At 32.8% G+C, this 24,028-nt stretch carries 25 protein-coding genes; 18 read left to right on the top strand and 7 right to left on the bottom strand.

Annotated elements, in window-relative coordinates:
- Positions 1–145 precede the first annotated feature (145 nt).
- Together AC2H4K_RS01535 and AC2H4K_RS01540 are read right to left on the bottom strand one after the other, a co-directional pair.
- Entirely contained in the window at positions 146–1,150 is a 1,005-nt protein-coding gene (locus AC2H4K_RS01535) for a DUF6617 family protein (protein WP_493742767.1), read from the bottom strand.
- Positions 1,143–2,255 (bottom strand): site-specific integrase, encoded by a 1,113-nt coding sequence (locus AC2H4K_RS01540; RefSeq protein ID WP_125466316.1) that lies wholly within the window; start codon positions 2,253–2,255, stop codon positions 1,143–1,145. Before AC2H4K_RS01540 ends, AC2H4K_RS01535 begins: the two co-directional genes overlap by 8 nt.
- Positions 2,256–2,904: 649 nt before the next feature.
- Here AC2H4K_RS01540 and AC2H4K_RS01545 point away from each other — a divergent pair.
- The 3 genes from AC2H4K_RS01545 to AC2H4K_RS01555 all read left to right on the top strand — a co-directional run bounded on the left by AC2H4K_RS01545 (position 2,905) and on the right by AC2H4K_RS01555 (position 5,952).
- Positions 2,905–3,414, top strand: coding sequence for a helix-turn-helix domain-containing protein (locus tag AC2H4K_RS01545; protein ID WP_493742768.1), 510 nt, complete (start codon positions 2,905–2,907; stop codon positions 3,412–3,414).
- 129 nt (positions 3,415–3,543) lie between these two features.
- Positions 3,544–4,440: a 3-hydroxyacyl-CoA dehydrogenase gene (locus tag AC2H4K_RS01550; protein ID WP_150315369.1), complete on the top strand. Its 897-nt coding sequence runs from the start codon at positions 3,544–3,546 to the stop codon at positions 4,438–4,440.
- Between the two features lie 309 nt (positions 4,441–4,749).
- A complete protein-coding gene (locus AC2H4K_RS01555; RefSeq protein ID WP_281141644.1) occupies positions 4,750–5,952 on the top strand; it encodes a retropepsin-like aspartic protease in 1,203 nt (400 codons plus the stop codon).
- Positions 5,953–6,165: 213 nt separating this feature from the next.
- On the opposite strand, the gene AC2H4K_RS01560 is transcribed toward AC2H4K_RS01555, so the two are convergent.
- From AC2H4K_RS01560 to AC2H4K_RS01570, 3 genes are all read right to left on the bottom strand, one after another.
- A complete protein-coding gene (locus AC2H4K_RS01560) occupies positions 6,166–6,372 on the bottom strand; it encodes a helix-turn-helix transcriptional regulator (RefSeq protein ID WP_281141651.1) in 207 nt (68 codons plus the stop codon).
- On the bottom strand, positions 6,362–6,841 hold the full coding sequence (locus AC2H4K_RS01565; RefSeq protein WP_281141650.1) for a hypothetical protein: 480 nt from the start codon (positions 6,839–6,841) through the stop codon (positions 6,362–6,364). The genes AC2H4K_RS01560 and AC2H4K_RS01565 overlap by 11 nt, the downstream gene beginning before the upstream one ends.
- Positions 6,842–7,395: 554 nt before the next feature.
- A complete protein-coding gene (locus AC2H4K_RS01570) occupies positions 7,396–8,361 on the bottom strand; it encodes an IS110 family RNA-guided transposase (protein ID WP_281141647.1) in 966 nt (321 codons plus the stop codon).
- A 349-nt stretch (positions 8,362–8,710) separates the two neighbouring features.
- On the opposite strand from AC2H4K_RS01570, the gene AC2H4K_RS01575 reads away from it, so the two are divergent.
- Positions 8,711–9,097, top strand: a complete 387-nt coding sequence (locus AC2H4K_RS01575; protein ID WP_232395794.1) for a hypothetical protein — start codon at positions 8,711–8,713, stop codon at positions 9,095–9,097.
- A 342-nt stretch (positions 9,098–9,439) separates the two neighbouring features.
- On the opposite strand, the gene AC2H4K_RS01580 is transcribed toward AC2H4K_RS01575, so the two are convergent.
- Entirely contained in the window at positions 9,440–10,405 is a 966-nt protein-coding gene (locus tag AC2H4K_RS01580; RefSeq protein WP_281141647.1) for an IS110 family RNA-guided transposase, read from the bottom strand.
- A gap of 365 nt (positions 10,406–10,770) precedes the next feature.
- Between AC2H4K_RS01580 and AC2H4K_RS01585 the strand changes: the two genes are divergently transcribed.
- The 9 genes from AC2H4K_RS01585 to AC2H4K_RS01625 all read left to right on the top strand — a co-directional run bounded on the left by AC2H4K_RS01585 (position 10,771) and on the right by AC2H4K_RS01625 (position 17,264).
- Entirely contained in the window at positions 10,771–11,670 is a 900-nt protein-coding gene (locus AC2H4K_RS01585) for a DUF1963 domain-containing protein (protein WP_493742769.1), read from the top strand.
- Positions 11,671–11,822: 152 nt separating this feature from the next.
- Positions 11,823–12,623, top strand: a complete 801-nt coding sequence (locus AC2H4K_RS01590) for a TIGR02391 family protein (RefSeq protein WP_493742770.1) — start codon at positions 11,823–11,825, stop codon at positions 12,621–12,623.
- 401 nt (positions 12,624–13,024) lie between these two features.
- Positions 13,025–13,165: a hypothetical protein gene (locus AC2H4K_RS01595; RefSeq protein WP_493742771.1), complete on the top strand. Its 141-nt coding sequence runs from the start codon at positions 13,025–13,027 to the stop codon at positions 13,163–13,165.
- 79 nt (positions 13,166–13,244) lie between these two features.
- Complete coding sequence (locus tag AC2H4K_RS01600) at positions 13,245–13,493, top strand: type II toxin-antitoxin system ParD family antitoxin (RefSeq protein ID WP_055413791.1); 249 nt, start codon at positions 13,245–13,247, stop codon at positions 13,491–13,493.
- A complete protein-coding gene (locus AC2H4K_RS01605; protein WP_493742772.1) occupies positions 13,486–13,785 on the top strand; it encodes a type II toxin-antitoxin system RelE/ParE family toxin in 300 nt (99 codons plus the stop codon). The genes AC2H4K_RS01600 and AC2H4K_RS01605 overlap by 8 nt, the downstream gene beginning before the upstream one ends.
- Before the next feature lie 522 nt (positions 13,786–14,307).
- Positions 14,308–14,751, top strand: a complete 444-nt coding sequence (locus AC2H4K_RS01610) for an Imm44 family immunity protein (RefSeq protein WP_281141643.1) — start codon at positions 14,308–14,310, stop codon at positions 14,749–14,751.
- Positions 14,752–14,898: 147 nt separating this feature from the next.
- Positions 14,899–15,471 (top strand): hypothetical protein, encoded by a 573-nt coding sequence (locus tag AC2H4K_RS01615; protein WP_493742773.1) that lies wholly within the window; start codon positions 14,899–14,901, stop codon positions 15,469–15,471.
- Between the two features lie 166 nt (positions 15,472–15,637).
- Entirely contained in the window at positions 15,638–16,369 is a 732-nt protein-coding gene (locus AC2H4K_RS01620) for a DoxX family protein (RefSeq protein WP_417859064.1), read from the top strand.
- A gap of 181 nt (positions 16,370–16,550) precedes the next feature.
- The gene (locus tag AC2H4K_RS01625; RefSeq protein WP_493742774.1) at positions 16,551–17,264 is read left to right on the top strand and encodes a hypothetical protein; all 714 of its coding nucleotides are present in this window, start codon (positions 16,551–16,553) and stop codon (positions 17,262–17,264) included.
- A gap of 43 nt (positions 17,265–17,307) precedes the next feature.
- On the opposite strand, the gene AC2H4K_RS01630 is transcribed toward AC2H4K_RS01625, so the two are convergent.
- Positions 17,308–18,273, bottom strand: a complete 966-nt coding sequence (locus tag AC2H4K_RS01630; RefSeq protein WP_281141647.1) for an IS110 family RNA-guided transposase — start codon at positions 18,271–18,273, stop codon at positions 17,308–17,310.
- A 364-nt stretch (positions 18,274–18,637) separates the two neighbouring features.
- Between AC2H4K_RS01630 and AC2H4K_RS01635 the strand changes: the two genes are divergently transcribed.
- The 5 genes from AC2H4K_RS01635 to AC2H4K_RS01655 all read left to right on the top strand — a co-directional run bounded on the left by AC2H4K_RS01635 (position 18,638) and on the right by AC2H4K_RS01655 (position 24,026).
- Positions 18,638–19,261 carry a hypothetical protein gene (locus AC2H4K_RS01635; RefSeq protein WP_281141248.1) on the top strand — a complete coding sequence of 208 codons (624 nt, stop codon included), beginning with the start codon at positions 18,638–18,640 and terminating at the stop codon, positions 19,259–19,261.
- A 150-nt stretch (positions 19,262–19,411) separates the two neighbouring features.
- Positions 19,412–19,924 carry a hypothetical protein gene (locus AC2H4K_RS01640; RefSeq protein ID WP_281141247.1) on the top strand — a complete coding sequence of 171 codons (513 nt, stop codon included), beginning with the start codon at positions 19,412–19,414 and terminating at the stop codon, positions 19,922–19,924.
- Between the two features lie 136 nt (positions 19,925–20,060).
- Positions 20,061–20,528 carry a nucleoside monophosphate kinase gene (locus tag AC2H4K_RS01645; protein WP_281141246.1) on the top strand — a complete coding sequence of 156 codons (468 nt, stop codon included), beginning with the start codon at positions 20,061–20,063 and terminating at the stop codon, positions 20,526–20,528.
- Positions 20,529–21,013: 485 nt separating this feature from the next.
- Complete coding sequence (locus AC2H4K_RS01650) at positions 21,014–22,405, top strand: phage tail-like protein (protein ID WP_281141245.1); 1,392 nt, start codon at positions 21,014–21,016, stop codon at positions 22,403–22,405.
- A 178-nt stretch (positions 22,406–22,583) separates the two neighbouring features.
- Positions 22,584–24,026 carry an SLC13 family permease gene (locus tag AC2H4K_RS01655; RefSeq protein ID WP_281141244.1) on the top strand — a complete coding sequence of 481 codons (1,443 nt, stop codon included), beginning with the start codon at positions 22,584–22,586 and terminating at the stop codon, positions 24,024–24,026.
- Positions 24,027–24,028: the final 2 nt, after the last annotated feature.

The raw sequence follows: 24,028 nt of genomic DNA on the forward strand, positions 1-24,028 counted from the left end.
AACAAATATTGAAAAAGGTGTTTGGTATAACAGAAAAGAGAAAAAATGGTATTATTAAACCATTGTAAAACAATGATTTACACCGTTTTTGGTATTATCTATTTGGTATTAAGTAGAGAAAATACCACTTTTAAAAAGTGAAGTTTTATTTGATTTGGTCAAGCCAAAAATTGGCTTCAACTAATTTTTGATAGGCTCTTTTTTCAGTACCTAAAAATCTACGGTATTCTTTACCTGCATTACTACTTGGTCCATACCGATAAGCAAAGAATTTATAAATGTGTTTAGGCTCTATTTTTTTAGATGGTTTACTGTCAAAAAATATTCTTTCATTAAAATATTTAGTTTCTGTTAACTTAACCATAAAAGCTGCAAGTAAGATTTTATTACCTCTATCCTTTATGAAGTTATATTCATCATCTATAATGCCTTTTTCATTTAACAGCTCCTCTAATTTTGCAAATTCTCTTTGTTTAATCTTATTAATAAGTTCGTTATAGGATAAGACATCATTGTTTTCCTCTCTAAAATCACCTTGTATAGCGTTGAAAATTGAACTTTGTTTTACTTTTTTCCTGACCGTTTTTATTTCTGCACCGGAATAGGATTTTACAATTAACTCTTGAGGTGGTTCTTCATTAAAAAATACTTCGTGTAGTTCTTCGATAGTATAAATTTCTGTATCACTTAAATCTGAAAATCGGTCTTGAAGTTCCATAAAAAGCATCATCGCATTAGCTTTTAAAAATGAAATGATATAGGCTTCATCTGATTTGTCATTATTAATAGGCTTTAAATACAAACTTTCATCAAGATCATTTTCAGAAATGTAATTGCTAATCTGGGTTAAATAATTTGTAATTCGGTTAGATTCTTTGTCATAGAGAAAAGACAAATGACCAGGTGTTGAATTTGCTTCAAGGGTGTCATTAATAGCATTAAACTTTTTGATATAATCATTTTCAATTAGTTTAAAGTAATATTTACGCTTGTTTGAATATGCTTTTTTAAAGTCGATTTCATAATTAGGCGTTGTATTGAGGTATTGCTTTTTAAAGCCTTTTAAAAGCTCTTTAAATTGGTTTTCGGTTCTTTTATCATCAGTAACCTTTTCCACATACAGTAAGTCGATAAATAAGTCTTTAGCCATTTGGGTTAAGGTTTATTCTGTAAGCTGCTTGTTTCTTTTTGTCATCAATTACTTTAGCGTAAATTTGAGTTGTTTTCAAATTCTTATGACCTAACATTTTTGATACTGTATAAATATCAGTACCCAAAGTCAGTTGTAATGTTGCAAAAGAATGACGCGCACAATGGAACGTGATATTCTTCTTAATTTCTGCCTCACCAACCCATTCTTTTAGTAGGTCATAATTTCTCTGAACGTTATTAATATTCTCGAAAACTTTTTTAGTCGATTCGCCTTTTTCTCCTAACAATTCAAATGCTTGTTCGGAAATTGGTAAGGTTTCAGCTCCTTTAGTTTTCTTTTGCTTAAATCTAATAAAATTTCCATAGGTTTCTGAATATTGGATTTCAGACCATTGAAGTTTTGTAATATCTGACCAACGCAAACCTGTAAGGCAGGAAAAAAGAAACGCATTTTTTAATTGTGGATGTCGGCTATCTGTGTTAAAAAGCTTTCTAACTTCTTCTAAAGTTAAAAATTCCATATGTGTATCTTCTTCTTTAAAGTTTTCAACTGAAATAGCAGGATTGTATTGTATTACCTTTTCTTTAACAGCTTGTCGTAATACCGCTAAAAGTTTTTTAAAATATGCTGATTTTGTGTTTTGGCTTAATGGTCTTTTACTTCTGGAAAGTGCTTTTTTGTCTAAATACTCTTTAAAACCTTCTACCCATTCTTCATCTATTCTTTCAAAAGAAATACCTATTGGGTGATAATCTTTTAAATGTTTTAGTGTGCTATTCCATACACCTAAATTGCCTTTACTTTCTGAACGTCTTTCAATCCATTGTTCTAAATACACGAAAAAATTTCCTTGTTTCTTTTCTTTATTTTCAAAACCATAAATATTATTCTGTACCTCTAAATGTCTTTTGGCTCTGATGCTTTCAGCAAGTTGTAAGATTTTCTTGTTTTCTAATTTCTGTGCTTTAGTTAAGGACCCTTTGTCGGGTTCTGGCGTTAAATATAATTTCAAGTACTCGTACTTACGATTTCCGTTTTCGTAATAATCAAGATATAAACTAATTCGTTTCCCTTTTCTACGTTGGCGTAAAGTAACTTTCATTTTCCTTATATTTACTGTGTTAGACTGTGCGTTTTATGAGTGTTGTATGGGCAACAATACGGCAACAAATATAAGCAAATAAAGGCAGTTTGGCAACAAAAAAGAATGTGAAAATTTACATAAACTAATGATTAATAGATACATAACAAACAAAGGAAAGATAATGAATTTCCTATCGGAAATTCAATCTTATTCGCTATCTTTGGTCAACGGCGGAAAATTCTCGCGAATTTCCCGCAACAAGCCATACACAAAACCGTTGTGCGTCATATAAAATAAAATCATTTGTACCAAAATCTTAAACAGATACTTTCGTTTTATGGTGTGGCTTGTGATAAGCCTTACTATATTTCTTCGGGGAAATCAATTTTTCAATTTCCCGAAAACTCGTTCCGCATGGATTTTTATTCACTGTGCATCTGTACAAGCGGAAAAATGACTATGGAAATAGATGGTAATAATTATCTTATTCAACAAAATAGTTTTCTTATTTCCGCACCATCTACCATTGTCCATTTTAGGAAGTTTAGTAAAGATTTTAAAATGAAACTTCTGTTTTTTGAAAAAAATTTCTTACTCAAAAATATTTCTAACCCATTTATTATTGAAAAAAGTGGTCTGTTTCAACAAGTTAGCTATTCCTTATTAAATGCACCCCAAAAAAGACATAGAACATATATTGACCTTGCTTGATTACTTAAAACATAAAACTAAAACCCACGGAAATTTTATTGATGAAATTATTCGAAGTATTATTTTTAACATATTACTTGAAGTTGCCGAAATTACACATCGCTATGCTAACGAACCAGAAAGTAAAGACCAAGTCATTTCTACTATTTATTTGAAGTTTAGGAAACTGGTACAAGAACAAATTTTAGAACATAAAACAGTACAATTGTATGCCGACCAATTGCATATTTCTAATAAATATTTAATTGAAATAGTAAAAAAAACAAGTGGAAGAACACCGCATGAAGTCATTAATGAAATACTGCTAAAAGAAGCGTATGTACTATTGGGAAATCCTGAACTCACAGTAACTGAAATTGCATTTCAGTTACACTTCAATTCTACCTCTGCCTTTGGGCGATTCTTTAAAAAACATACCACAATTTCACCTTCACAATATAGAACAAGACAAATCATAGTTCGATAAGAATTAACGGACACAAATACCGAATTAAAGGATATATGTAAATTTAAGTATAGCCATATCTTTGTTATCATTAAATAATCAAATACTTTAACAATGAAGAAAATAACAGATAAGTTTGATTCGTTTCTTATGAATTATAAAAATATTACAGTAGCCGGAAGTGGCGTATTAGGCTATCAAATTGCTTTCCAGACGGCATTTCATGGATTTAATGTCACCGTTTATGACATTAATGATGAAGTATTGGAAAAAGCAAAAGGCAAGTTTGAAATTATGAGTTCCGCATTTAAAAGTGATTTGAATGCAAGTCAGCAACAATTGGAAGATACATATCAAAAATTAAGGTACTCATCTAATTTAGAAGAGGCTGTAAAAGATGCCGACCTGCTGATTGAAGCCGTACCGGAAAATCCGCAGATTAAAATCGGTTTTTACGAGCAGTTAGCAAAAGTTGCCCCCGCAAAAACTGTTTTTGCTACGAATTCTTCCACACTCTTACCAAGTCAGTTTGCTTCCTCTACTGGAAGACCGGAGAAATTTGTTGCCCTGCATTTCGCCAACGAAATTTGGAAACACAATACCGCAGAAATTATGGGGCATCCAACTACTTCGCACAAAGTGTTCAACGATGTGGTGGAGTTTGCAAAAAGAATTGGAATGTTGCCTTTGCCATTGCACAAAGAACAGCCCGGTTATATTCTCAATTCTTTACTTGTACCTCTTATAGGTGCTGCGTTGGATTTGTATGTGAACGAAGTGGCAGATGTGGAAACCATCGACAAAACATGGATGGTCGCAACCGGTGCACCAGTTGGACCATTTGGTATTTTGGATGTGGTAGGCGTTACAACAGCTTACAACATAAATAAAATAGCAGCCGAGAAAACACAGGATGCCAACAGGATAAAAGTGATGAAATATTTAGAAGAAAATTTCATTAATAAAAATAAATTAGGTGTGGCTACGGGTGAAGGATTTTATACATACCCAAATCCAGCTTTTCAAAAAAAGGATTTTTTGAAGTAGAAAAAATAAATCTATTATTGGAAGTTTATATTGTGTTGTTTTAGAGTTCGTTGACCAACAATTGGAATTCATGATAATAAGGATATGGTAGGCAAAGGTTTTAGCTATTTTTGAAAATGCACAATTTTCTGATTTCAACTGAATAAAAAATACGAACGCACAACAATGGCTATAAGTAATTGCTTGTTCTCGCCTACTTCTGAAAATCCTCGCGGATTTTCAGTTTGGTGTGTACTTGCTAAGTTAAGTGCTAAACCACGCAACTACTCATAGCCGAGACCGTTGGCAGTTATTTAAAAAAAACACAATATGAACAATAAATTATTAATAATAGTTTCGCTTTTAATTTTTATCAAAACTTATTCGCAACAAACAATTAGTGCTAATCAAGGTTTTGTGGAAAATAAAGAATATTTCAGTAAAATGAAATATGAAAATAAAAATGGAAAAATAATAATCAAAGTTTCAATTAACCAAACTGAATATGATTTTCTATTAGATACTGGTGCGACAACAGCAATATCAGAAAATTTATACGATTTGATTAAAACTAATAAACTTGGAAGTGTAAAAATAAAAGACCAGTCTGGTATCACAGATAGTTTAGAAGTTGTATCCATACCAGAGATTATAATTAATGAAATAAAATTTAAAGAAATTCCTGCATTTGTCTCAAAAAAGGGCTTAAATCCTATTTTTGAGTGTTTCAAAATTGACGGTATTATTGGTAGTAATTTATTGAGAAATTCAACAATTCAATTTGACTCTCAAAAAAATGAAATTATTCTAACAGATAATAGTAAGAATTTGGGATTGAAAAAACGAGATGCAATCGAGATGAAAGTTAACAAAATTCAAAGTAGTCCATTCATCCCAATAAAACTGATAAAAGAAAAACACGAAGGAAATGGATATGTATTATTTGATAGTGGCGATAATAATTTTTACATAATATCAAACACAGCTTATCATCAACTTCGATCCCAAGTAGATATATTTGAAACCATAGCCAAAAATGTCGGTACATTTAGTGTAGGTTTATTTGGTACTGCAAATGAAAATGAACATTTAGCTTTGAAAGTCACAAAATTAAAAATAGGAGATATAGATTTTAAAAATGTGATTACAAAAACTACATATGGCGAGACTTCCCGAATTGGTTCAGAATTATTGAAATATGGAAAAGTTACGTTAGATTATAAAAAAGAACGATTCTGGTTAGAAAGTTTTGATAAAAAAAAATCTATTGAACTTGCTGAAAAAATGTGGCCTATTGAACCCATTTTAAATAATGACAATGAAATTGTAGTTGGTATTATATGGGATAATTCATTAAAAGGCAAAATTAACCTAGGAGATAAAATTTTAAAATTTGATACTATTAATTATGAAAATATGGATTACTGCGAAATTCTAAATTTAATTTTAAAAGTGAATAAACCAAAAGCTAAATTAACTTTTCAGGATAAAAATACTAAAGAAATTAAAGAATTAGAATTAAGCAAAATATAAAAAAACAACTGCCAACACCGTATATAGCTCATAGCTAGTTAGTTGCTTAAGCCGAAGTTAAGGTATATTTGCAAGTCCGCCAAATTTTTTAATTTGGCTTATTGATAAAAAAGATAATAAGAAAATTAAAAAATCTGGCTTGTGCTTAATCCGAAAACAACCGCTAATTTACACGCTACGAGCCATATACAAGACCGTTGGCAGTAATATGAACTAATCCCAATCAGAGTCTTCTAAAGTGAAGATTTTGCTTACTTCGATTTCAAAAATTTTAGCTAATCTCAAAGCTAAAACTGTTGAAGGAACATATTTCCCTAATTCCATTGCATTTATTGTTTGCCTACTGACTTTAGCCAATTTTGCTAATTCAGCTTGCGTAATATTCTTTTTTGCTCTTTCGACCTTAATACTATTCTTCATAATAAGCTGATTTTTTTAGTTTGGAAATTTGCCAATTAAATCTAACTATGAAAAACAGCAAGACTGTGAACATATTAAATATCATAACCCATAAAAAATACAAACCATAAACGAACAAAAATGATAATAAAAGAATGGCAAAATTGAAATAAACAGCCCAAACCAAAGACTCTAATCTAATTTTAGAAATATACTCATCTTCCGATTTTTCTTCTGAAAAAGCAACTAATAATGAACTGATAATAATCAAAACACCTAGAATTTCATTTAATACATTATTATTAACCATTCTGAAAGTTTTTTTACCATCAGAAAGTATTTCACCTACAAAAATTGCAGGAACATTAAAATCTAAAAAACTTGGCTCATATTCATAGATAAGAGTTATTAAACCAATAATTGCGGAAGGAATGAGAATAAACCACCCAATTTTTTTAAACTTATTCGGAAATAAAAAATTTAGTTTCATAATAAACGGATTTGAATTTATACAAATGTAAAACAAACAATTCTATTTGACAAACAAACTTTACATTTAGTAAAACAAACACTACTGCCAACAACGTGTAAGCGCAATAACGGCTGAATTTTCTACCGAAAATTCAACTCGTTTTTGCTATCTTTAGTGCGTCAGCGGAAAGTAATCGGGTACTTTCCCGTTACTGACGCTTACACAAAACCGTTGGTTACAATAGCGGAATTAAAAACTAAACGTAAAAATCGTGCGAATTCCGAACTTTGAAAACAGCGGAACTTTGCGCAAAAAAATAACGGAACTGAATTTAATACTCGAGACCGAAACGTAACGTTGAATTGAAAAATGTAAAACGGAACTATGCGCAGAAATCAACTTGAGCGGAATTTAAAAAACGTGAATTGATTACTGCTACTCTATCGAATTCCAAAATTGCGGAATCATAACGTGGAATTGAATAGCAGAACGCAAAACAAACTCTGAATGAACCTTAAAAAACTGAAATATAACTGTAACCAACAAAGAACTGAGTTAAAAACCAAGCTTTTCTAGTTTAAATTTGACACATAATTTTCATCAAAGGGTAATTTTGATTTAGCAATAGCAAAGGCCTGTTTCAGTAGCTTGTTAGCTACCGCGATTAAGGCTAATTTTTTACTCTTGCCTTTGGCTATAATACGCTCGTATAACTCTCTGCAAGCCTTGTTATGATTGCATGCTGAAAATGCGCATAAAAAAAGCAGGTTTCTTAATTTCCTGTTTCCGATCTTACTGATCCTACTTCGTCCTCTAACACTACTGCCAGATGCTCTTATGGTTGGCGTAATACCAACATAACTGCACAATTGTTTAGCATTTTCAAACTTATTAAAGCCATCTGTTAGTACTATTAAAAATAAGGCTGTTTTTACTCCTATTCCTGGGATGCTCTTCAATAGTGTTAGTTGGTCTTGCTGTTCGCTTTTTACCAGTTCTAAAAGCCGCTCTTCTAAGCCTTTTATTTCCTTGGTAAGGTATCCTTGGTTTCTTTTGAGCGATTGATACACAAAACGTGATGGTTTCCCTAAGGCTTCTTCTCCTTTGATCTTGTTTTTGATGGCTGTACGCTGTTTTATATAAATATCCAATAACCTGAAAAGCTGCAAACATTCTGCCTGAACCTCTGTTAAGGCACTATACAAAGGAACAGCATTGTGCTCACCATAATCGCATATGGCCTTTGCATCGCTCTTATCGGTCTTTACTTTTGACAAGCGCATCTGGATAAAGCGTTTTACAGATAAGGGATTAACAACTGAGACAGTCACACCATGCGTGTGCAAATACTGCGCTAATCGGTAATGGTAGTAGCCCGTGGCTTCCATTATTACTAGTGCATTTTGTGGTAATGCTTTTAAAAGTAACTTAAAGCCTTTGTCATCATTGTTTAATTGATTGTGACCACTCGCTGTACTATAAACATCGAAGACGCTTTTACTGATGTCTATACCATAAATTTCTTTATCTTTAGTCATATGAAGTGATTTTGAAAGGACAATCTACTTTAGCATCAACAACTTAAAAACGAGCTCTAAAGGCTCACAGAACTGAACGATATCTAAGTAGAAAAGAGAGGGGATTATCATTGTTGTCGAAGTCTGTGCTTCACTGTATAACTTAACCTTAATCCTCTCTTTTGTGCTTTCTGATTAATAGTCTAAATGTAATGGATTGTAAACTTAAGATGTATAACCGCAATTACGGCGGATTCGACTACGTCCGAATCCACTCGGAATTGCTAACGTCAGTTCTTAACCGAAAATTATTAACTTTAAATCCGTAACTGACGGTTATACGAGACCGTTGTAGCACATTTGAGGAACTATGAAACCTGAATTAAAATATATAGAGTTAAAAACTGGATTTGGAGATAACGGACCTGCTTGGATTGGAATGGCGGAATTCTCAAAATCTGGTCGAACTCTGTATTTTAATGGAAATGCTCTTAAAAATTCAAATGCACAAGGAATTGCTGGAAACTACTACGACATAGAAAACGGAGATGAATATTGGATTTCAGGAATAAAGAAAAACGGAACTGACCGACATTGGGCTGGAGGCGGAAAAATAATGATTGACCGAAATATTGTAGACTTATATTTAAGTCTGGTTGACTTCAATTCGTTGGACAAAAATCGATTTGAATTAGTGGACATTTTGCCAACTGATAAACAAAAGTTTGCGGAATTGGAAAATCAGAAATTAAATTAGAATATTGAATTGAAAAAGAACGCAAACATCATTTTGGGAATAATTCAAGTTGTACTATCAATTTACTGGATATACCATATAGCTTTACTTTTTTACTATTATCATTTTACAGATATTCTTTTTGCATTTATATATCCCGATTGGGTCTTATTTATAAATATAATTCTTGGTCTGATTAACCTTTATTACGGAATAAAACTGACTATGAATAAAGTTTCAATAAAAAAGAGTTATAGCCTAATGGGAACTTCAATATTTATTGGAATAATAGTTAATAATTTTATAATTTAATTTGAATAAAAACGTGCTACAACAAAGAACTGAGTTAAAAACCAAGCTTTTCTAGTTTAAATTTGACACATAATTTTCATCAAAGGGTAATTTTGATTTAGCAATAGCAAAGGCCTGTTTCAGTAGCTTGTTAGCTACCGCGATTAAGGCTAATTTTTTACTCTTGCCTTTGGCTATAATACGCTCGTATAACTCTCTGCAAGCCTTGTTATGATTGCATGCTGAAAATGCGCATAAAAAAAGCAGGTTTCTTAATTTCCTGTTTCCGATCTTACTGATCCTACTTCGTCCTCTAACACTACTGCCAGATGCTCTTATGGTTGGCGTAATACCAACATAACTGCACAATTGTTTAGCATTTTCAAACTTATTAAAGCCATCTGTTAGTACTATTAAAAATAAGGCTGTTTTTACTCCTATTCCTGGGATGCTCTTCAATAGTGTTAGTTGGTCTTGCTGTTCGCTTTTTACCAGTTCTAAAAGCCGCTCTTCTAAGCCTTTTATTTCCTTGGTAAGGTATCCTTGGTTTCTTTTGAGCGATTGATACACAAAACGTGATGGTTTCCCTAAGGCTTCTTCTCCTTTGATCTTGTTTTTGATGGCTGTACGCTGTTTTATATAAATATCCAATAACCTGAAAAGCTGCAAACATTCTGCCTGAACCTCTGTTAAGGCACTATACAAAGGAACAGCATTGTGCTCACCATAATCGCATATGGCCTTTGCATCGCTCTTATCGGTCTTTACTTTTGACAAGCGCATCTGGATAAAGCGTTTTACAGATAAGGGATTAACAACTGAGACAGTCACACCATGCGTGTGCAAATACTGCGCTAATCGGTAATGGTAGTAGCCCGTGGCTTCCATTATTACTAGTGCATTTTGTGGTAATGCTTTTAAAAGTAACTTAAAGCCTTTGTCATCATTGTTTAATTGATTGTGACCACTCGCTGTACTATAAACATCGAAGACGCTTTTACTGATGTCTATACCATAAATTTCTTTATCTTTAGTCATATGAAGTGATTTTGAAAGGACAATCTACTTTAGCATCAACAACTTAAAAACGAGCTCTAAAGGCTCACAGAACTGAACGATATCTAAGTAGAAAAGAGAGGGGATTATCATTGTTGTCGAAGTCTGTGCTTCACTGTATAACTTAACCTTAATCCTCTCTTTTGTGCTTTCTGATTAATAGTCTAAATGTAATGGATTGTAAACTTAAGATGTATAACCGCAATTACGGCGGATTCGACTGCGTCCGAATCCACTCGGAATTGCTAACGCCAGTTCTTAACCGAAAAACATTAACTTTAATCCCGTAACTGACGGTTATACGTGACCGTTGTACGCAATATCCCAAAAACATCACGCTGAAATAAATGTTTAGTTTTAAAAAGAATAATTTAAAGAAAATAACCTCATTCATTCGGAATTCAGAAGAAGTCCAAATTGATAATGAAGACAAGGAGGAACTAATCAAAATGATTAAACCAACTGTTGGCATTAAAACTAAAGCGAGTGATGATAAAAACCTAAAAATTGGACAATCTAAAATTGGCGGAAAACCTGATTTACCAAAAGACTTTGAATGGCCAAGAGCAAATGAAAAACCAATGTTATTTTGTGCTCAATACAACCTTTCTGAAATTACGAGATTTGATAAAGAAAACGAATTACCAAAAAAAGGGTTTTTCTATATCTTTTTAAGTCTTAACGAAGAATGGAACGAATTTAATGGAATAAATCAACCTTTTAAATTTATATTCAGCAAGAGTAAAAATCTAATTAGAACCGAATTTCCGAATGACATTAATGAAAATCAGACGTTTAAAACAGCCGTAATAGAGTATTTTGAGTATTACACAATTCCCCATTGGCAGAATTATAAACTATTTGAATTCGACAAAAAATATGACGATTTCAATTTCTACTTTATTGAACCAATTGAATTTTATATGATTGAGGAATTATATCAAGATTCTGATAATATGCATCAAATTTTAGGACACGATAGGTCTATTCAGTCAAGTGTAGTTTATGATTTCGCTTCAAAAGAATTGGGACTTTATGGTGCAGAAAGTTCTGAATATCAAAAACGGTGGAATGATATTTTAGAATTATCAAAAACATACGAATTGTTACTTCAATTAGACTGCTATGATTCAAATACTGACTTAACAAAATTTGGTGGAAGTGGAACTTATTATTTCGGACTATCAAAAACCGATTTAGAAAATATGAATTTTAACAATATAAAAATGTCGTTTCAAATGACATAAAATACTGCGTACAACAATGGCTATAAGCAATTGCTTGTTCTCGCCTACTTCTGAAAATCCTGGCGGATTTTCAGTTTGGTGCGTACTTGCAAAGCTAAGTGCTAAACCACGCAACTACTCATAGCCGAGACGTTGTACCACATTAACAAAATATGACTTCATCCTTCGACGATATAACATTAAGAAATCTATCTGACTTAATATCGGATATGTTAACACATAAAAAAATCACTGAACATTTTTCAAGTTTAGGATTTACTGAATCCAACGAGGGAAAGAATAAATCAGACCGAATTTTCTATACTTTAAAAGCTCGACAAAAACAAGACAATTGCGGAAATAATGTACTTCTATTTGTTGTTAAATTAATCAATCCAAGACGATATAACGACGAAAAAGAATTTGAAACTCATAGAGCAAAAATAAACGAAAAATTACTTTACGAGGGAATTGAAATTAATGAACGCGGAGAACCAAGAAATGTAAACAAAGCAAAAACTATTTCGGAGGCTAAAGAAAGATCTTTAAAAATTAAACAGAAAGTTCACGGAATAGGAATTCATACCGAAATTATTCCATATTGCGAAGAAGAATGGCTGAGAGAAAATTATTTCCACGCAATTTTGGAAATTACAAAAAGTGTTGCGGAAAGGTTTAGACAAAAAAGTGACTACAAATCTGATGGATCAGAATTAATTGATGAATGTTTAGGTCTTGGAAAAGAAAAGAAACCAATGTTAGCGTTTAATACTTTGCAAAGCACTAGTGATGAAAGTGAGCATAAAGGATTTGCTAATTTTTGTAAAGGTTTCTTCAGTATGTATAGAAACCCGAAAGCACATAATCCGAAATTATTAGAGGAAACCCAATTGACAGAAATGACAGAGGTACTTGTTATTGCAACGATTATCCATAATAAACTAGACAAAACATTTAAAACTGGATATAAATAACGTGGTACAACAACGTATAACAACAATTGCGGCTTTGTGTCCTGCGGACACAACCGCGCAAGCAAAAAAGTCAGGAATTTTAGCTATCTTAGTTTCTAAACAATCCGCAACTGATTGTTATACAAGACCGTTAGTTTTAATAGCTGAGCTCAGCCGTGCGGATTGAAAAGCGGAATAAGAAACTGTTGAGTTTTTTATCACTCAATCGCTGACTTGAGCACTCTAAATTAAGTCGAACTAAACGCTGAACACTCACCCGTGAAAAACAAAATGCGGAATGAAAAGCAACACGTTGAATTGAGCCACTTACGGTTGACTTTTTCACTCATAATCTGAATTTGCTCACTCAAACTCTGACTTAGGCGTTTGAAAGAATACATCGAAATTGTTTGAGAAAAATTATGAAAAAGCTACAAAAACTAACATTGCATATAAAAAATTGCTTATTTTTAGCTCAAACTATAGGCGTTGCTCTTTTTGCAATCTCTGATTTTCCTGCGGAAAATCTGCCGTTTGCAAAACCGCAACATTTTATATACTAACACGTTGGGTGTAATTTGAGCGAAAATCTACAAATTTGATTTTTTACCAAAAATTGGTATATTTGATAAAAAGAATAAAATGAAAAACACATCAATATCGCTCGGAAATTATTTTGACCAGTTTGTACAAACCCAAGTTTCTGCTGGACGATACAAAAATGTAAGCGAAGTAATCAGAGCTGGACTTCGACTTTTAGAAAATGAGGAAAGTAAAGTAATTGCGTTAAGAAATGCTATTCAAGAAGGAATTGATAGCGGAATTGCTCACGATTTCGACCCTAAAAAAAATCTTGAGGAATTAAAAGCTAAACGCAAAAAGAATGGCTAAATACGAACTGACCAACAAAGCCGTAGCGGATTTAAATGGAATTTGGGAATATACGCTCGAAAATTGGTCGGAGAATCAAGCTGACAAATATTACGAAATGCTTCTTGATATTTGCCAAGACATAGCAGATAATCCAGAATTGGGAAAAAACTATGATGGAATCAAAACTGACCTTTTCGGATTAAAAGCAAATCGACACGTAATATTTTATCGAAAAAGAATTGACTGTCCGATTGAAATCACAAGAATATTACACGGTCAAATGGACTTGAAAAACAGAATAACCGAATAAAAAAACTACACCCAACAATGGCTATAAGTAATTGCTTGTTCTCGCCTACTTCTGAAAATCCTCGCGGATTTTCAGTTTGGTGTGTACTTGCAAAGTTAAGTGCTAAACCACGCAACTACTCATAGCCGAGACCGTTAGCAGCAATGCGACACCGAGTTTTTGCCCAGTTTATTTTTCGGAGATTTTTTTTTTTAGATTTTTAAGCCAGATAAATCAGAAAACTTGAATTTCAAAAAAATTCACTTGACGTCGGACTTATTTCTTGTCCGCCAAATTCGTGCCTGAGAGATCTTAATTGCTAACCAGAATTACAACGTCGGACTGATCCTCAGAACGTGCAAAGCTGAACCCTATAATAAAAAACGGCTGCTAACAATACCTATAGTTCATTGCACTGGAATTTTCCGCTGGAAAATTCCTTCCCTTTTTACTATCTTAGTGCTTCATCGCGAAAAACAGTACCTATTTTTCGCAACAAACCATAGCCTAACCGTTGGCTACAATATAAAAACAGAGCGCAAATTGACTTTCGGAATAGCACAATATACTAACTTAACTCAAGAACAAAATAATTGGATTAATGACTTATCTGTTGAGTTAAAAACGTTTTTTGAAAATCGGAATTATGGTGAAGACCTAAACCAACTCTATTTCGGACTAATAACTGTGAAACCTGAATTTGACCAGTTTTTCAAAAAGAAAAGACCTAGATATCTACCAGGTGAAAGAACTTCATATGTGGACGGAATTGAAATAAAGTCAAATAATTGCGTGGAAATTGATTGTAAAATTGAGTTTAGCCAAGTTTCGAATTTAAAAAAGGATGAGCTAATTGAAAAAGTGTGTAATGAAATACTGACTGAATCTGATAGCCTAACTCGATTATCAAAACTCAAAAAATTTGACTTTGAATCTTATATGTCTGATTTAAAAAATTATCTGATTGACAAAAAGTATACTAAATAAAAATACTGTAGCCAACAATGGCTATAATTCATTGCGGCTGAAATTCCTATCGGAATTTCATTGCAATTTACTATCTTTCGGCTACGGCGGAAAGAATCCTGCGGATTTTTCCGCAACGAAATCATAGCCGAGACCGTTACCCACAATATGAAAACATTCGAAAAAGAAATAACAGAAGATATTTTAAATCAAATTATAGAACCAAAAAAAAATGGTTTGATTAAACTCTTGACTGAATTTATTAATGTTCATTCAATCAAACTAATAGACGAATCTAAAAAATTAAAAGTGGTAGCATTCGAATATGAAATGCCATTTGAATTTTACTATGTTGGTTATCCAGAGTCTGAAATTATAGCTCAAGATTATTGGAATGACCATCACCATATTGATGTCTCTGATGACAATGATGATGACAAGATAGAACAGATTTTCGAAAAGTACGGCTTCGAACTCGTTGAAGGCGAATCATATCACTGGGAAAATGAAGATAACGGAGAATACATTGAGGCGAACTTTATTTTTGAAAAACTAGAATACGATATGTTTCACGAAGCTTGGACTGAAGCAAAAAGAATGACTAATTCAAATTATCGTTGCTTCTTTTTTCAGCACGATTCTTATTACGGAATAGATGCTGATACAAGAAAAGAAGCAGGTTCTGATAATGTAATCGAAATTTTGAATAAAGAAAATTTCGACTATATACTGATGAAATAAAATACTGTGGGTAACAATGTATAACCGCAATTACGGCGGATTCGACTACGTCCGAATCCACTCGGAATTGCTAACGCCAGTTCTAAGCCGAAAATTAACGCATATTAACCCGTAACTGACGGTTATACGAGACCGTTGTGCGTAATCTAATAAAAATCGTGAATAATTGAACAATCTGACTAAATTCGACCAATTTTACCTGAAAATAAAAGCAAACAGATGGTATTGGTATTTTTCCATTTTTTGCCGACTGACTTTAGCTCTTGGATTTATAGTTGCGGGAATAACAAAAATAATTGACGAACGATTTGCTAGCGGATTGTCGGAAATTCATCCGATGGGAGCATATCTAACTGCATTGCATCGCACAGGATATTATTATCACTTCATTGGTTATGCTCAAGTTTTTTCAGCCGTTTTACTGCTAATACCTCGAACTGTCACTTTAGGAGCACTACTCTATTTTCCAATAATTGTAAATATCTGTATTCTTTCTTTCGCTGTACGATTTGAAGGTTCATTTATTTCTGCACCATTAATGGTTTTAGCGAATTTGTATATTCTCGTTTGGAATTATGACAAGTTAAAATATATTTTACCATTTAAAAATATACCAGATTATGGCATTGTAAAGCGACCAAAAAAATGGAGCAATAAATTCCCATTTCTGTTTTTTGGTGGAGTTGCTGCAACCTTTGGACTTATAATTTTAATGTTTCTAAAAGGATTTGAAATTATGCCAAGAAATTCATTATCCGATTGTAAAAAACAATATGCTAATACTAAATATGAGAATATTGGAAATGAATTTTGTGAGTGTATTCATTCAAAAGGCAATGAGTTAGATGACTGTTTAGAAAGTTTTTCGGAAAATAAAAAAAGAATGGAAAAGAATTAAAAGCGGAAAAGACTACGCACAACAACGTGTATAGCTCATTGCGGCTGAATTTCCTATCGGAAATTCAATCTTATTCGCTATCTTTCGGTTACGGCGGAAAATCATAGCTGATTTTCCGCAACGAGCCATACACAAAACCGTTGTACGCAATGCCGGAAAATCAAGAACCTGAAAAGAATAAATGAAAACTGAAACTCTAATTAAGTTTTATAACGATAATGAAATCGAAACTGTAAAAGACTACTTGAATACAGTAATCGACAATATCAAAGAGACTTCGAAATTAGTATATAAATATTTAATGTATTTAGTTGGAATTCTTTTTATTTACTACTTATTGCAAGAAAGCACTTTGACTTCAATAAAATTTGGAGTGATTGATATAACAGATTTGAAAGTTGTGAAAATTTTTACACCACCAATTTTCGCTGTAGTCTATTTAATTGTTTTTGTTGGAGAACACAGAAGAGAGCGTTTAATGCATCAAGCAAAAGTACTCTTTAACTTGATAAATAAAACTGAGTTAAATTCTGACGACTTAGATAGACATTATTTTAATGACTTCAATATCTCATTCTTACCTTTCTACTTACCTGCCGAATTAAATCACAAAATGAGAAATTCTTGGTTTTGGGATTTCGTCGGAGTTATGACTCTATTGATTCTATATTTAGTGTTAGGAACTGCGTTATACGTATTTGAATTTTACATTTTAAAAGAACTTTACACACTTTGGAATGACAGTTTTTTAGTAAAATCGGTTTTTGTAATTACTTGTATTTTGGTTTTTATTTCATTTTATTTTTCATTTAAAATTGTATTTAAAAAACAAAGAGAAGTTAAAGAAGATAAAGAGTTTTGGAAATTGAGAAAACTGGAAAACTATAATGAATAAAGCACAGCGTACAACAAAGAACTGAGTTAAAAACCAAGCTTTTCTAGTTTAAATTTGACACATAATTTTCATCAAAGGGTAATTTTGATTTAGCAATAGCAAAGGCCTGTTTCAGTAGCTTGTTAGCTACCGCGATTAAGGCTAATTTTTTACTCTTGCCTTTGGCTATAATACGCTCGTATAACTCTCTGCAAGCCTTGTTATGATTGCATGCTGAAAATGCGCATAAAAAAAGCAGGTTTCTTAATTTCCTGTTTCCGATCTTACTGATCCTACTTCGTCCTCTAACACTACTGCCAGATGCTCTTATGGTTGGCGTAATACCAACATAACTGCACAATTGTTTAGCATTTTCAAACTTATTAAAGCCATCTGTTAGTACTATTAAAAATAAGGCTGTTTTTACTCCTATTCCTGGGATGCTCTTCAATAGTGTTAGTTGGTCTTGCTGTTCGCTTTTTACCAGTTCTAAAAGCCGCTCTTCTAAGCCTTTTATTTCCTTGGTAAGGTATCCTTGGTTTCTTTTGAGCGATTGATACACAAAACGTGATGGTTTCCCTAAGGCTTCTTCTCCTTTGATCTTGTTTTTGATGGCTGTACGCTGTTTTATATAAATATCCAATAACCTGAAAAGCTGCAAACATTCTGCCTGAACCTCTGTTAAGGCACTATACAAAGGAACAGCATTGTGCTCACCATAATCGCATATGGCCTTTGCATCGCTCTTATCGGTCTTTACTTTTGACAAGCGCATCTGGATAAAGCGTTTTACAGATAAGGGATTAACAACTGAGACAGTCACACCATGCGTGTGCAAATACTGCGCTAATCGGTAATGGTAGTAGCCCGTGGCTTCCATTATTACTAGTGCATTTTGTGGTAATGCTTTTAAAAGTAACTTAAAGCCTTTGTCATCATTGTTTAATTGATTGTGACCACTCGCTGTACTATAAACATCGAAGACGCTTTTACTGATGTCTATACCATAAATTTCTTTATCTTTAGTCATATGAAGTGATTTTGAAAGGACAATCTACTTTAGCATCAACAACTTAAAAACGAGCTCTAAAGGCTCACAGAACTGAACGATATCTAAGTAGAAAAGAGAGGGGATTATCATTGTTGTCGAAGTCTGTGCTTCACTGTATAACTTAACCTTAATCCTCTCTTTTGTGCTTTCTGATTAATAGTCTAAATGTAATGGATTGTAAACTTAAGATGTATAACCGCAATTACGGCGGATTCGACTACGTCCGAATCCACTCGGAATTGCTAACGCCAGTTCTTAACCGAAAATCACTAACTTTAATCCCGTAACTGACGGTTATACGAGACCGTTAGGCAACATTAACCACAAAACTAAAATGAAAACAATGAGAAATTTGACCTTATTACTAATCGTAATAGTGACCTCTATTAATCTAAATGCTCAATCAGATTCTGAAATTAAAAACTCTATCCGAATTAATGCCTTGGGCTTATTTACTGGTTTTTATGAATTTCAGTATGAAAGAGTGATTAGCGAAAAAGGAGCAATAAAAATTGGTTTCGGAACTGGAACTTTAAGAGATGTGTCAGGTAGTGATGCCGATGATGATTTTATGGATGCATTTGGAACAAATGCATTTAACAATAATAATCAACGAGTAGTTGAGGGATTTACAATAAATGCTGGGTACAGATATTTTTTCAGTCATTTAAAAGCACCCAAAGGTTTATATGTGAGCCCAGGAATTCAATATCTGAATTTAAATGAAAAATACACATATACAGATAGTAATAACCAACCTTCAACCTTAGTTGATAATGATTATTCAATTTTTAATATCAGAGGTCTTTTCGGGTATCAATTTATAATAGCAAAAAGAATTATTTTAAATCCGTATTTAGGTGCAGGAATTGCTTTGGGTAGTGTTGATGAAAATAATAGTAGAGCTGACGCATTCGGAACAGGATTTTCGATAAATGGTGGAATTGATATTGGTATTGGATTCTAAAATAACGTTGCCTAACAATGGCTATAAGTAATTGCTTATTCTCGCCTACTTCTGAAAATCCTCGCGGATTTTCAGTTTGGTGTGTACTCGCAAAGTTAAGTGCTAAACCACGCAACTACTCATAGCCTACACCGTTAGCATTTATAAAAAGTGACGAAAAAAGAAGCTGAAATATTAGTTCAAAATTATTTAGCGAAAAATCTAAAAGGTTTTTCCATAATACCTGAATCTACAATGGAATCGGAATCTTGCTTTGCGATATTTTATCAATCGGATGAATACTTAAAATCTAAAAAAATCGAAGATATGGCAATTGGACAAGGACCAACTATTGTATCAAAAATTGACGGAAAATTATTCCAAACTGGTTCGGGACGTTTTGTTGAGGATTCAATAAACTCGTTTGAAAAATACGGCGATCCTTATTTAGAAAAAGACAATTCAAGAATTATTTTATCATTAGATAAAAATGCGAGTATTGAATCATCATCAATGATTTCGATATTAAAAAAAATAACAGGAAAAGGTATATTAGAATCTAAACAAATTCTAACCGATTTGACAAATGGAGGAACAATTGATTTTGAAAATGAATTGACTGAAAATGAATTTGAACAATTGAATAAGTTGGGATTTATTATAGACTATCCTTGGCTTAATTGAAATAATAAATTACAAATGCTAACAATGGCTATAAGCAATTGCTTGTTCTCGCCTACTTCTGAAAATCTTCTCGGATTTTCTATTCAGTTTTTATTTTTAAGTAAGTTATATAAAACCGTTAAGCACAATCAAAAAAATGCGAAAATCGAATATTTTATTCCTTGACTGGGGACTTTCACAAGATAAAATTGGAAATACATTATCTTCTGAATTAAATTCTTCAATTTTTAATTTAAGTAATTTATTAAAAGAACAATTACAGAATAATGATAGTTTAGGAAATGAAATGAGGAAAATACTTGAAAGCGGAAAAATGTTTACAACTGAAATGATTGGAAAATTTATCTCAAGAAACTTAAAAGAAGTTAATAAAAATGTATTCTTTCTTGAATATCCAAGAACAAATGAACAATATGACGGGTTGAAAAAAGTATTAGCTGATGAAAATATTGAATTGGAAAATATTTGGTATTTCAAACAACGTGAACCAAAAGAGTTTATGACCAACCATTTTAAAAACCCAGAAGAAAAACAATGGCTAGATAAATATGGGAATGAAGTGATTGAAAAATGGAGAGTCGAATTTACTCGAAGACGTGAATAAATATCTAAAATTCGAAATGTATCTGAAAGTTCTAAATGGAAAATTATAGAAATGGATTACATTGAGAATTTAAGTTCGGAATATATTACACGAAAAATAAAAGACTGCTCCTAATTATCTATAAATTAATATAAAATATAACCAAGAACATCGTCTTAACTTCAAACAGAACAACATTATCCTAATAAAAAATAGAACGACTTAAAAAATTCTAAAAAAGAATGTTAATACGTCTTAAAGTGGCGTACCGCATAGGTTTTATACTACAAAACGAAGTATTTAACACCTATTTAGATTCAATTTTTGAACCTTTAACTATAGGAAAAAGTAATAGATACTTCTTAAAATCATTTAAAAAATTAATAAAAAACAAATAAATATCATCAAATTTTAAGTATTTGGTAAAAATTCCTAATCAACTATTGATTAGATTTCTAACAGATTGATAATGGTTAATTTTGTAGTCCCCTAATTCCTTATACAAAATGAAACCCTATTTTCCCCTTTTTTTCTATCTATTTTTTGCTACACTATCTTTCGCCCAAGTTGGTATTGGAACAACATCTCCTTCAGAAGCTAGTATTTTAGATATTACATCTTCTGATAAAGGACTTTTAATTCCTCGTGTAGCTTTAACAAATTCAAACGACGTTACTACCATTACTGATCCGGTGGAAAGTTTACTCGTTTACAACACCTCTACCTCGAGTGACGTTTCTCCTGGCTTTTATTATTGGACTGGAACGACCTGGAAAACGCTGACATCATTTTCAGACGAACAGAATCCCTCTTCAGATAATGCTTGGACTCTAGATGGCAATTCAATTTCTAGCAGTAATTTTTTTGGTACTACAAACGAACAACCTATCCGATTGCGTACCAATAACGCAGAACGGTTTAGCTTTACTACCTCTGGTCAATTAGTTTTTAATAATGGTATTGAGTTAGGAACCTCATCAAACACAAACTCTAATAATGCTATTGCTATTGGTGTATCGTCTAACGCTTATTCAAATTATGCTATTGCCATTGGAGATGAAACAAATGCCACTGAAAATGCTATTGCTCTAGGAAGAACTGCAAATGCAACAGGTACTGGTTCAATAAAAATCGGTCAATCAGGTGGTTCAAATGGCACTAACTCTATAGCTATAGGAACTAATGCCAATTCATATGGAGGCTCTTCCGTCTCAATAGGTAACAACGCCTCATCAGCAGACAATTCCGTCGCTTTAGGTAACGATGCAAATGCATATGTAGCTAACACTATAATTTTAGGAAATCATAATAATAGTGCTCTTAACGTTGGTATTGGCACAAACACCCCTCAGGCAAAACTTCAGGTAAACAATTCTTTTAGATATGTTGATGGTAATCAAAGTAATGGTAAAGTTTTAACAAGTGATGCAGATGGCGATGCGAGCTGGCAGACACCTGCAAATCAAGTTTATGGTGAGATGTATGATGATGCAGGCAGTACTAGCGTGACTTCAACTGGAGTATCATTAACCCGTACCATGCCTTCAGCATCAGTATTAAAAAACGTAAGTCATCAAAATAACTATTTGCAAGTGGCTTATGCTGGTGTTTACGAAATTTCATTTAGTGCAACCGTAATCCAGAACAACAGTGACTCAAGAATCGTTGAAATGTATCTTGAAACTGCTCCTGGCAACACTACTTTTACTAAGGTGAATCGCAGTTCTGCTTTTGTAACTCACTTAGTGCAAAACGAGAGACAAAATGTTAAGAAGACAATTTTAATTTCGCTGAATAGTGGAGATCGTGTTCGATTGGGATATACTATTACGGGTTCAGGGAGCACACTCTTTCCTGCAAACACCAGTAATGTTGTTCTAAAAAGAATAGATAGCTAAATATATATAAACTCAGTATTCGCTTGTAGAAATCACAACGTTACTCTATAATTCTTTGTAATAAGAATTTAGTAAATATTGTCTTCAAGGTATATAGCTCATTGATACAAAAATTTTCTTTAAGAATTTGATTTCATTTAATTTTCTATCTTTCGGCCAAAGAAAACTAAATACATAAATGATCCTTTCTAAACAGAAAATCGGGCTTTTTCTTGGGCCTTTTTTATTTATTCTTCTAAAATTTTTCTTTCAGCCCGAAGGACTTTCAGAAGAAGCTAATGCTATTTTAGCTTCTACAGCTTGGGTTGCCGTTTGGTGGATTACTGAAGCTATTGCTATTCCGGTTACTGCTTTACTACCAATTATATTATTTCCGCTCTCTGGTGGACTTTCTTTAAGTGAAACAACAGCATCTTATGGTCATAAATACATTTTCCTGTTTATGGGTGGTTTCATTATAGCTATAGCTATTGAAAAATGGAATTTGCACAAACGGATTGCTTTGAATATCATCAAACTCGTAGGTACCAACGTAAGTAAAATTATTCTAGGTTTTATGGTAGCTACAGCATTGTTATCGATGTGGATTTCGAATACCGCTACAGCCGTAATGATTCTTCCTGTTGGTATGGCCATTGTATTACAACTAAAAGACAATCCCAAAACCAAGAAAAACGAAAATTTAATTTTCGGTAAAGCTTTAATGTTAGCCATTGCTTACAGTGCTTCAATTGGAGGTATGGCAACACTTATTGGCACACCACCAAATTTGGTGTTAGCAGGTGTTGTAGAAAGCACCTACAATACTGAAATAACATTTTCGCAATGGTTTGTTTTCGGCTTTCCTATTAGTATAGTTTTATTAATTGTATGTTGGATTTACCTCACCAAATTTGCCTTTAAGTTTGAGCAGAAAGAATTTCCTGGTGGTCGTGCAGAAATAGACAAACAATTACAAGCTTTGGGCAAAATCACTTATGAGGAAAAAGTGATATTGATTGTCTTTTCAATCACTGCAATCGCATGGATTTGTAGATCTTTTTTACTCTCAAAATGGTTACCTGAAATTGATGATACTATTATTGCTATAACAGCCGCAATCGTTCTGTTCCTAATTCCAAATAAAGAAAAGAAAAGTGCTCTTATCTATTGGGAAGATGCTGTAAAACTACCTTGGGGAATACTTCTGCTTTTTGGAGGTGGCATGGCTTTAGCTTCTGGTTTTGAGTCTAGCGGTTTAGCTGTTTGGATTGGAAGTCACCTTACATCTTTAGTTGGAGTGTCGATTTTTGTGCTATTGTTGGTTTTAATAGCTTCCGTTAACTTTTTAACAGAGGTGACTTCAAATATGGCTACCACAGCTATGCTTTTACCTGTATTGGTGTCGTTGGCAGCCATCATAGAGGTTCACCCTTATATTTTATTGGTCAGTGCCACGTTAGCTGCTTCATGTGCTTTTATGCTTCCTGTTGCTACACCACCTAATGCTGTGGTTTTTGGTTCTGGATACTTAAAAATTGAAGACATGGTAAAAAAAGGCATATGGATGAATATTATTTCCATACTGCTAGTAACGCTTATCGTTTACTTTATACTACCTCTCATTTGGAAATTGAACTAGCA

The organism is Winogradskyella sp. 266wxhm (assembly GCF_058964685.1).

Bases quoted from the DNA above. Each gene is read 5' to 3' on its own strand.
- AC2H4K_RS01535 (WP_493742767.1), bottom strand. From the start codon at position 1,150: ATGGCTAAAGACTTATTTATCGACTTACTGTATGTGGAAAAGGTTACT.
- AC2H4K_RS01540 (WP_125466316.1), bottom strand. From the start codon at position 2,255: ATGAAAGTTACTTTACGCCAACGTAGAAAAGGGAAACGAATTAGTTTA.
- AC2H4K_RS01545 (WP_493742768.1), top strand. From the start codon at position 2,905: ATGCACCCCAAAAAAGACATAGAACATATATTGACCTTGCTTGATTAC.
- AC2H4K_RS01550 (WP_150315369.1), top strand. From the start codon at position 3,544: ATGAATTATAAAAATATTACAGTAGCCGGAAGTGGCGTATTAGGCTAT.
- AC2H4K_RS01555 (WP_281141644.1), top strand. From the start codon at position 4,750: ATGAACAATAAATTATTAATAATAGTTTCGCTTTTAATTTTTATCAAA.
- AC2H4K_RS01560 (WP_281141651.1), bottom strand. From the start codon at position 6,372: ATGAAGAATAGTATTAAGGTCGAAAGAGCAAAAAAGAATATTACGCAA.
- AC2H4K_RS01565 (WP_281141650.1), bottom strand. From the start codon at position 6,841: ATGAAACTAAATTTTTTATTTCCGAATAAGTTTAAAAAAATTGGGTGG.
- AC2H4K_RS01570 (WP_281141647.1), bottom strand. From the start codon at position 8,361: ATGACTAAAGATAAAGAAATTTATGGTATAGACATCAGTAAAAGCGTC.
- AC2H4K_RS01575 (WP_232395794.1), top strand. From the start codon at position 8,711: ATGAAACCTGAATTAAAATATATAGAGTTAAAAACTGGATTTGGAGAT.
- AC2H4K_RS01580 (WP_281141647.1), bottom strand. From the start codon at position 10,405: ATGACTAAAGATAAAGAAATTTATGGTATAGACATCAGTAAAAGCGTC.
- AC2H4K_RS01585 (WP_493742769.1), top strand. From the start codon at position 10,771: ATGTTTAGTTTTAAAAAGAATAATTTAAAGAAAATAACCTCATTCATT.
- AC2H4K_RS01590 (WP_493742770.1), top strand. From the start codon at position 11,823: ATGACTTCATCCTTCGACGATATAACATTAAGAAATCTATCTGACTTA.
- AC2H4K_RS01595 (WP_493742771.1), top strand. From the start codon at position 13,025: ATGAAAAAGCTACAAAAACTAACATTGCATATAAAAAATTGCTTATTT.
- AC2H4K_RS01600 (WP_055413791.1), top strand. From the start codon at position 13,245: ATGAAAAACACATCAATATCGCTCGGAAATTATTTTGACCAGTTTGTA.
- AC2H4K_RS01605 (WP_493742772.1), top strand. From the start codon at position 13,486: ATGGCTAAATACGAACTGACCAACAAAGCCGTAGCGGATTTAAATGGA.
- AC2H4K_RS01615 (WP_493742773.1), top strand. From the start codon at position 14,899: ATGAAAACATTCGAAAAAGAAATAACAGAAGATATTTTAAATCAAATT.
- AC2H4K_RS01625 (WP_493742774.1), top strand. From the start codon at position 16,551: ATGAAAACTGAAACTCTAATTAAGTTTTATAACGATAATGAAATCGAA.
- AC2H4K_RS01630 (WP_281141647.1), bottom strand. From the start codon at position 18,273: ATGACTAAAGATAAAGAAATTTATGGTATAGACATCAGTAAAAGCGTC.
- AC2H4K_RS01635 (WP_281141248.1), top strand. From the start codon at position 18,638: ATGAGAAATTTGACCTTATTACTAATCGTAATAGTGACCTCTATTAAT.
- AC2H4K_RS01645 (WP_281141246.1), top strand. From the start codon at position 20,061: ATGCGAAAATCGAATATTTTATTCCTTGACTGGGGACTTTCACAAGAT.
- AC2H4K_RS01650 (WP_281141245.1), top strand. From the start codon at position 21,014: ATGAAACCCTATTTTCCCCTTTTTTTCTATCTATTTTTTGCTACACTA.
- AC2H4K_RS01655 (WP_281141244.1), top strand. From the start codon at position 22,584: ATGATCCTTTCTAAACAGAAAATCGGGCTTTTTCTTGGGCCTTTTTTA.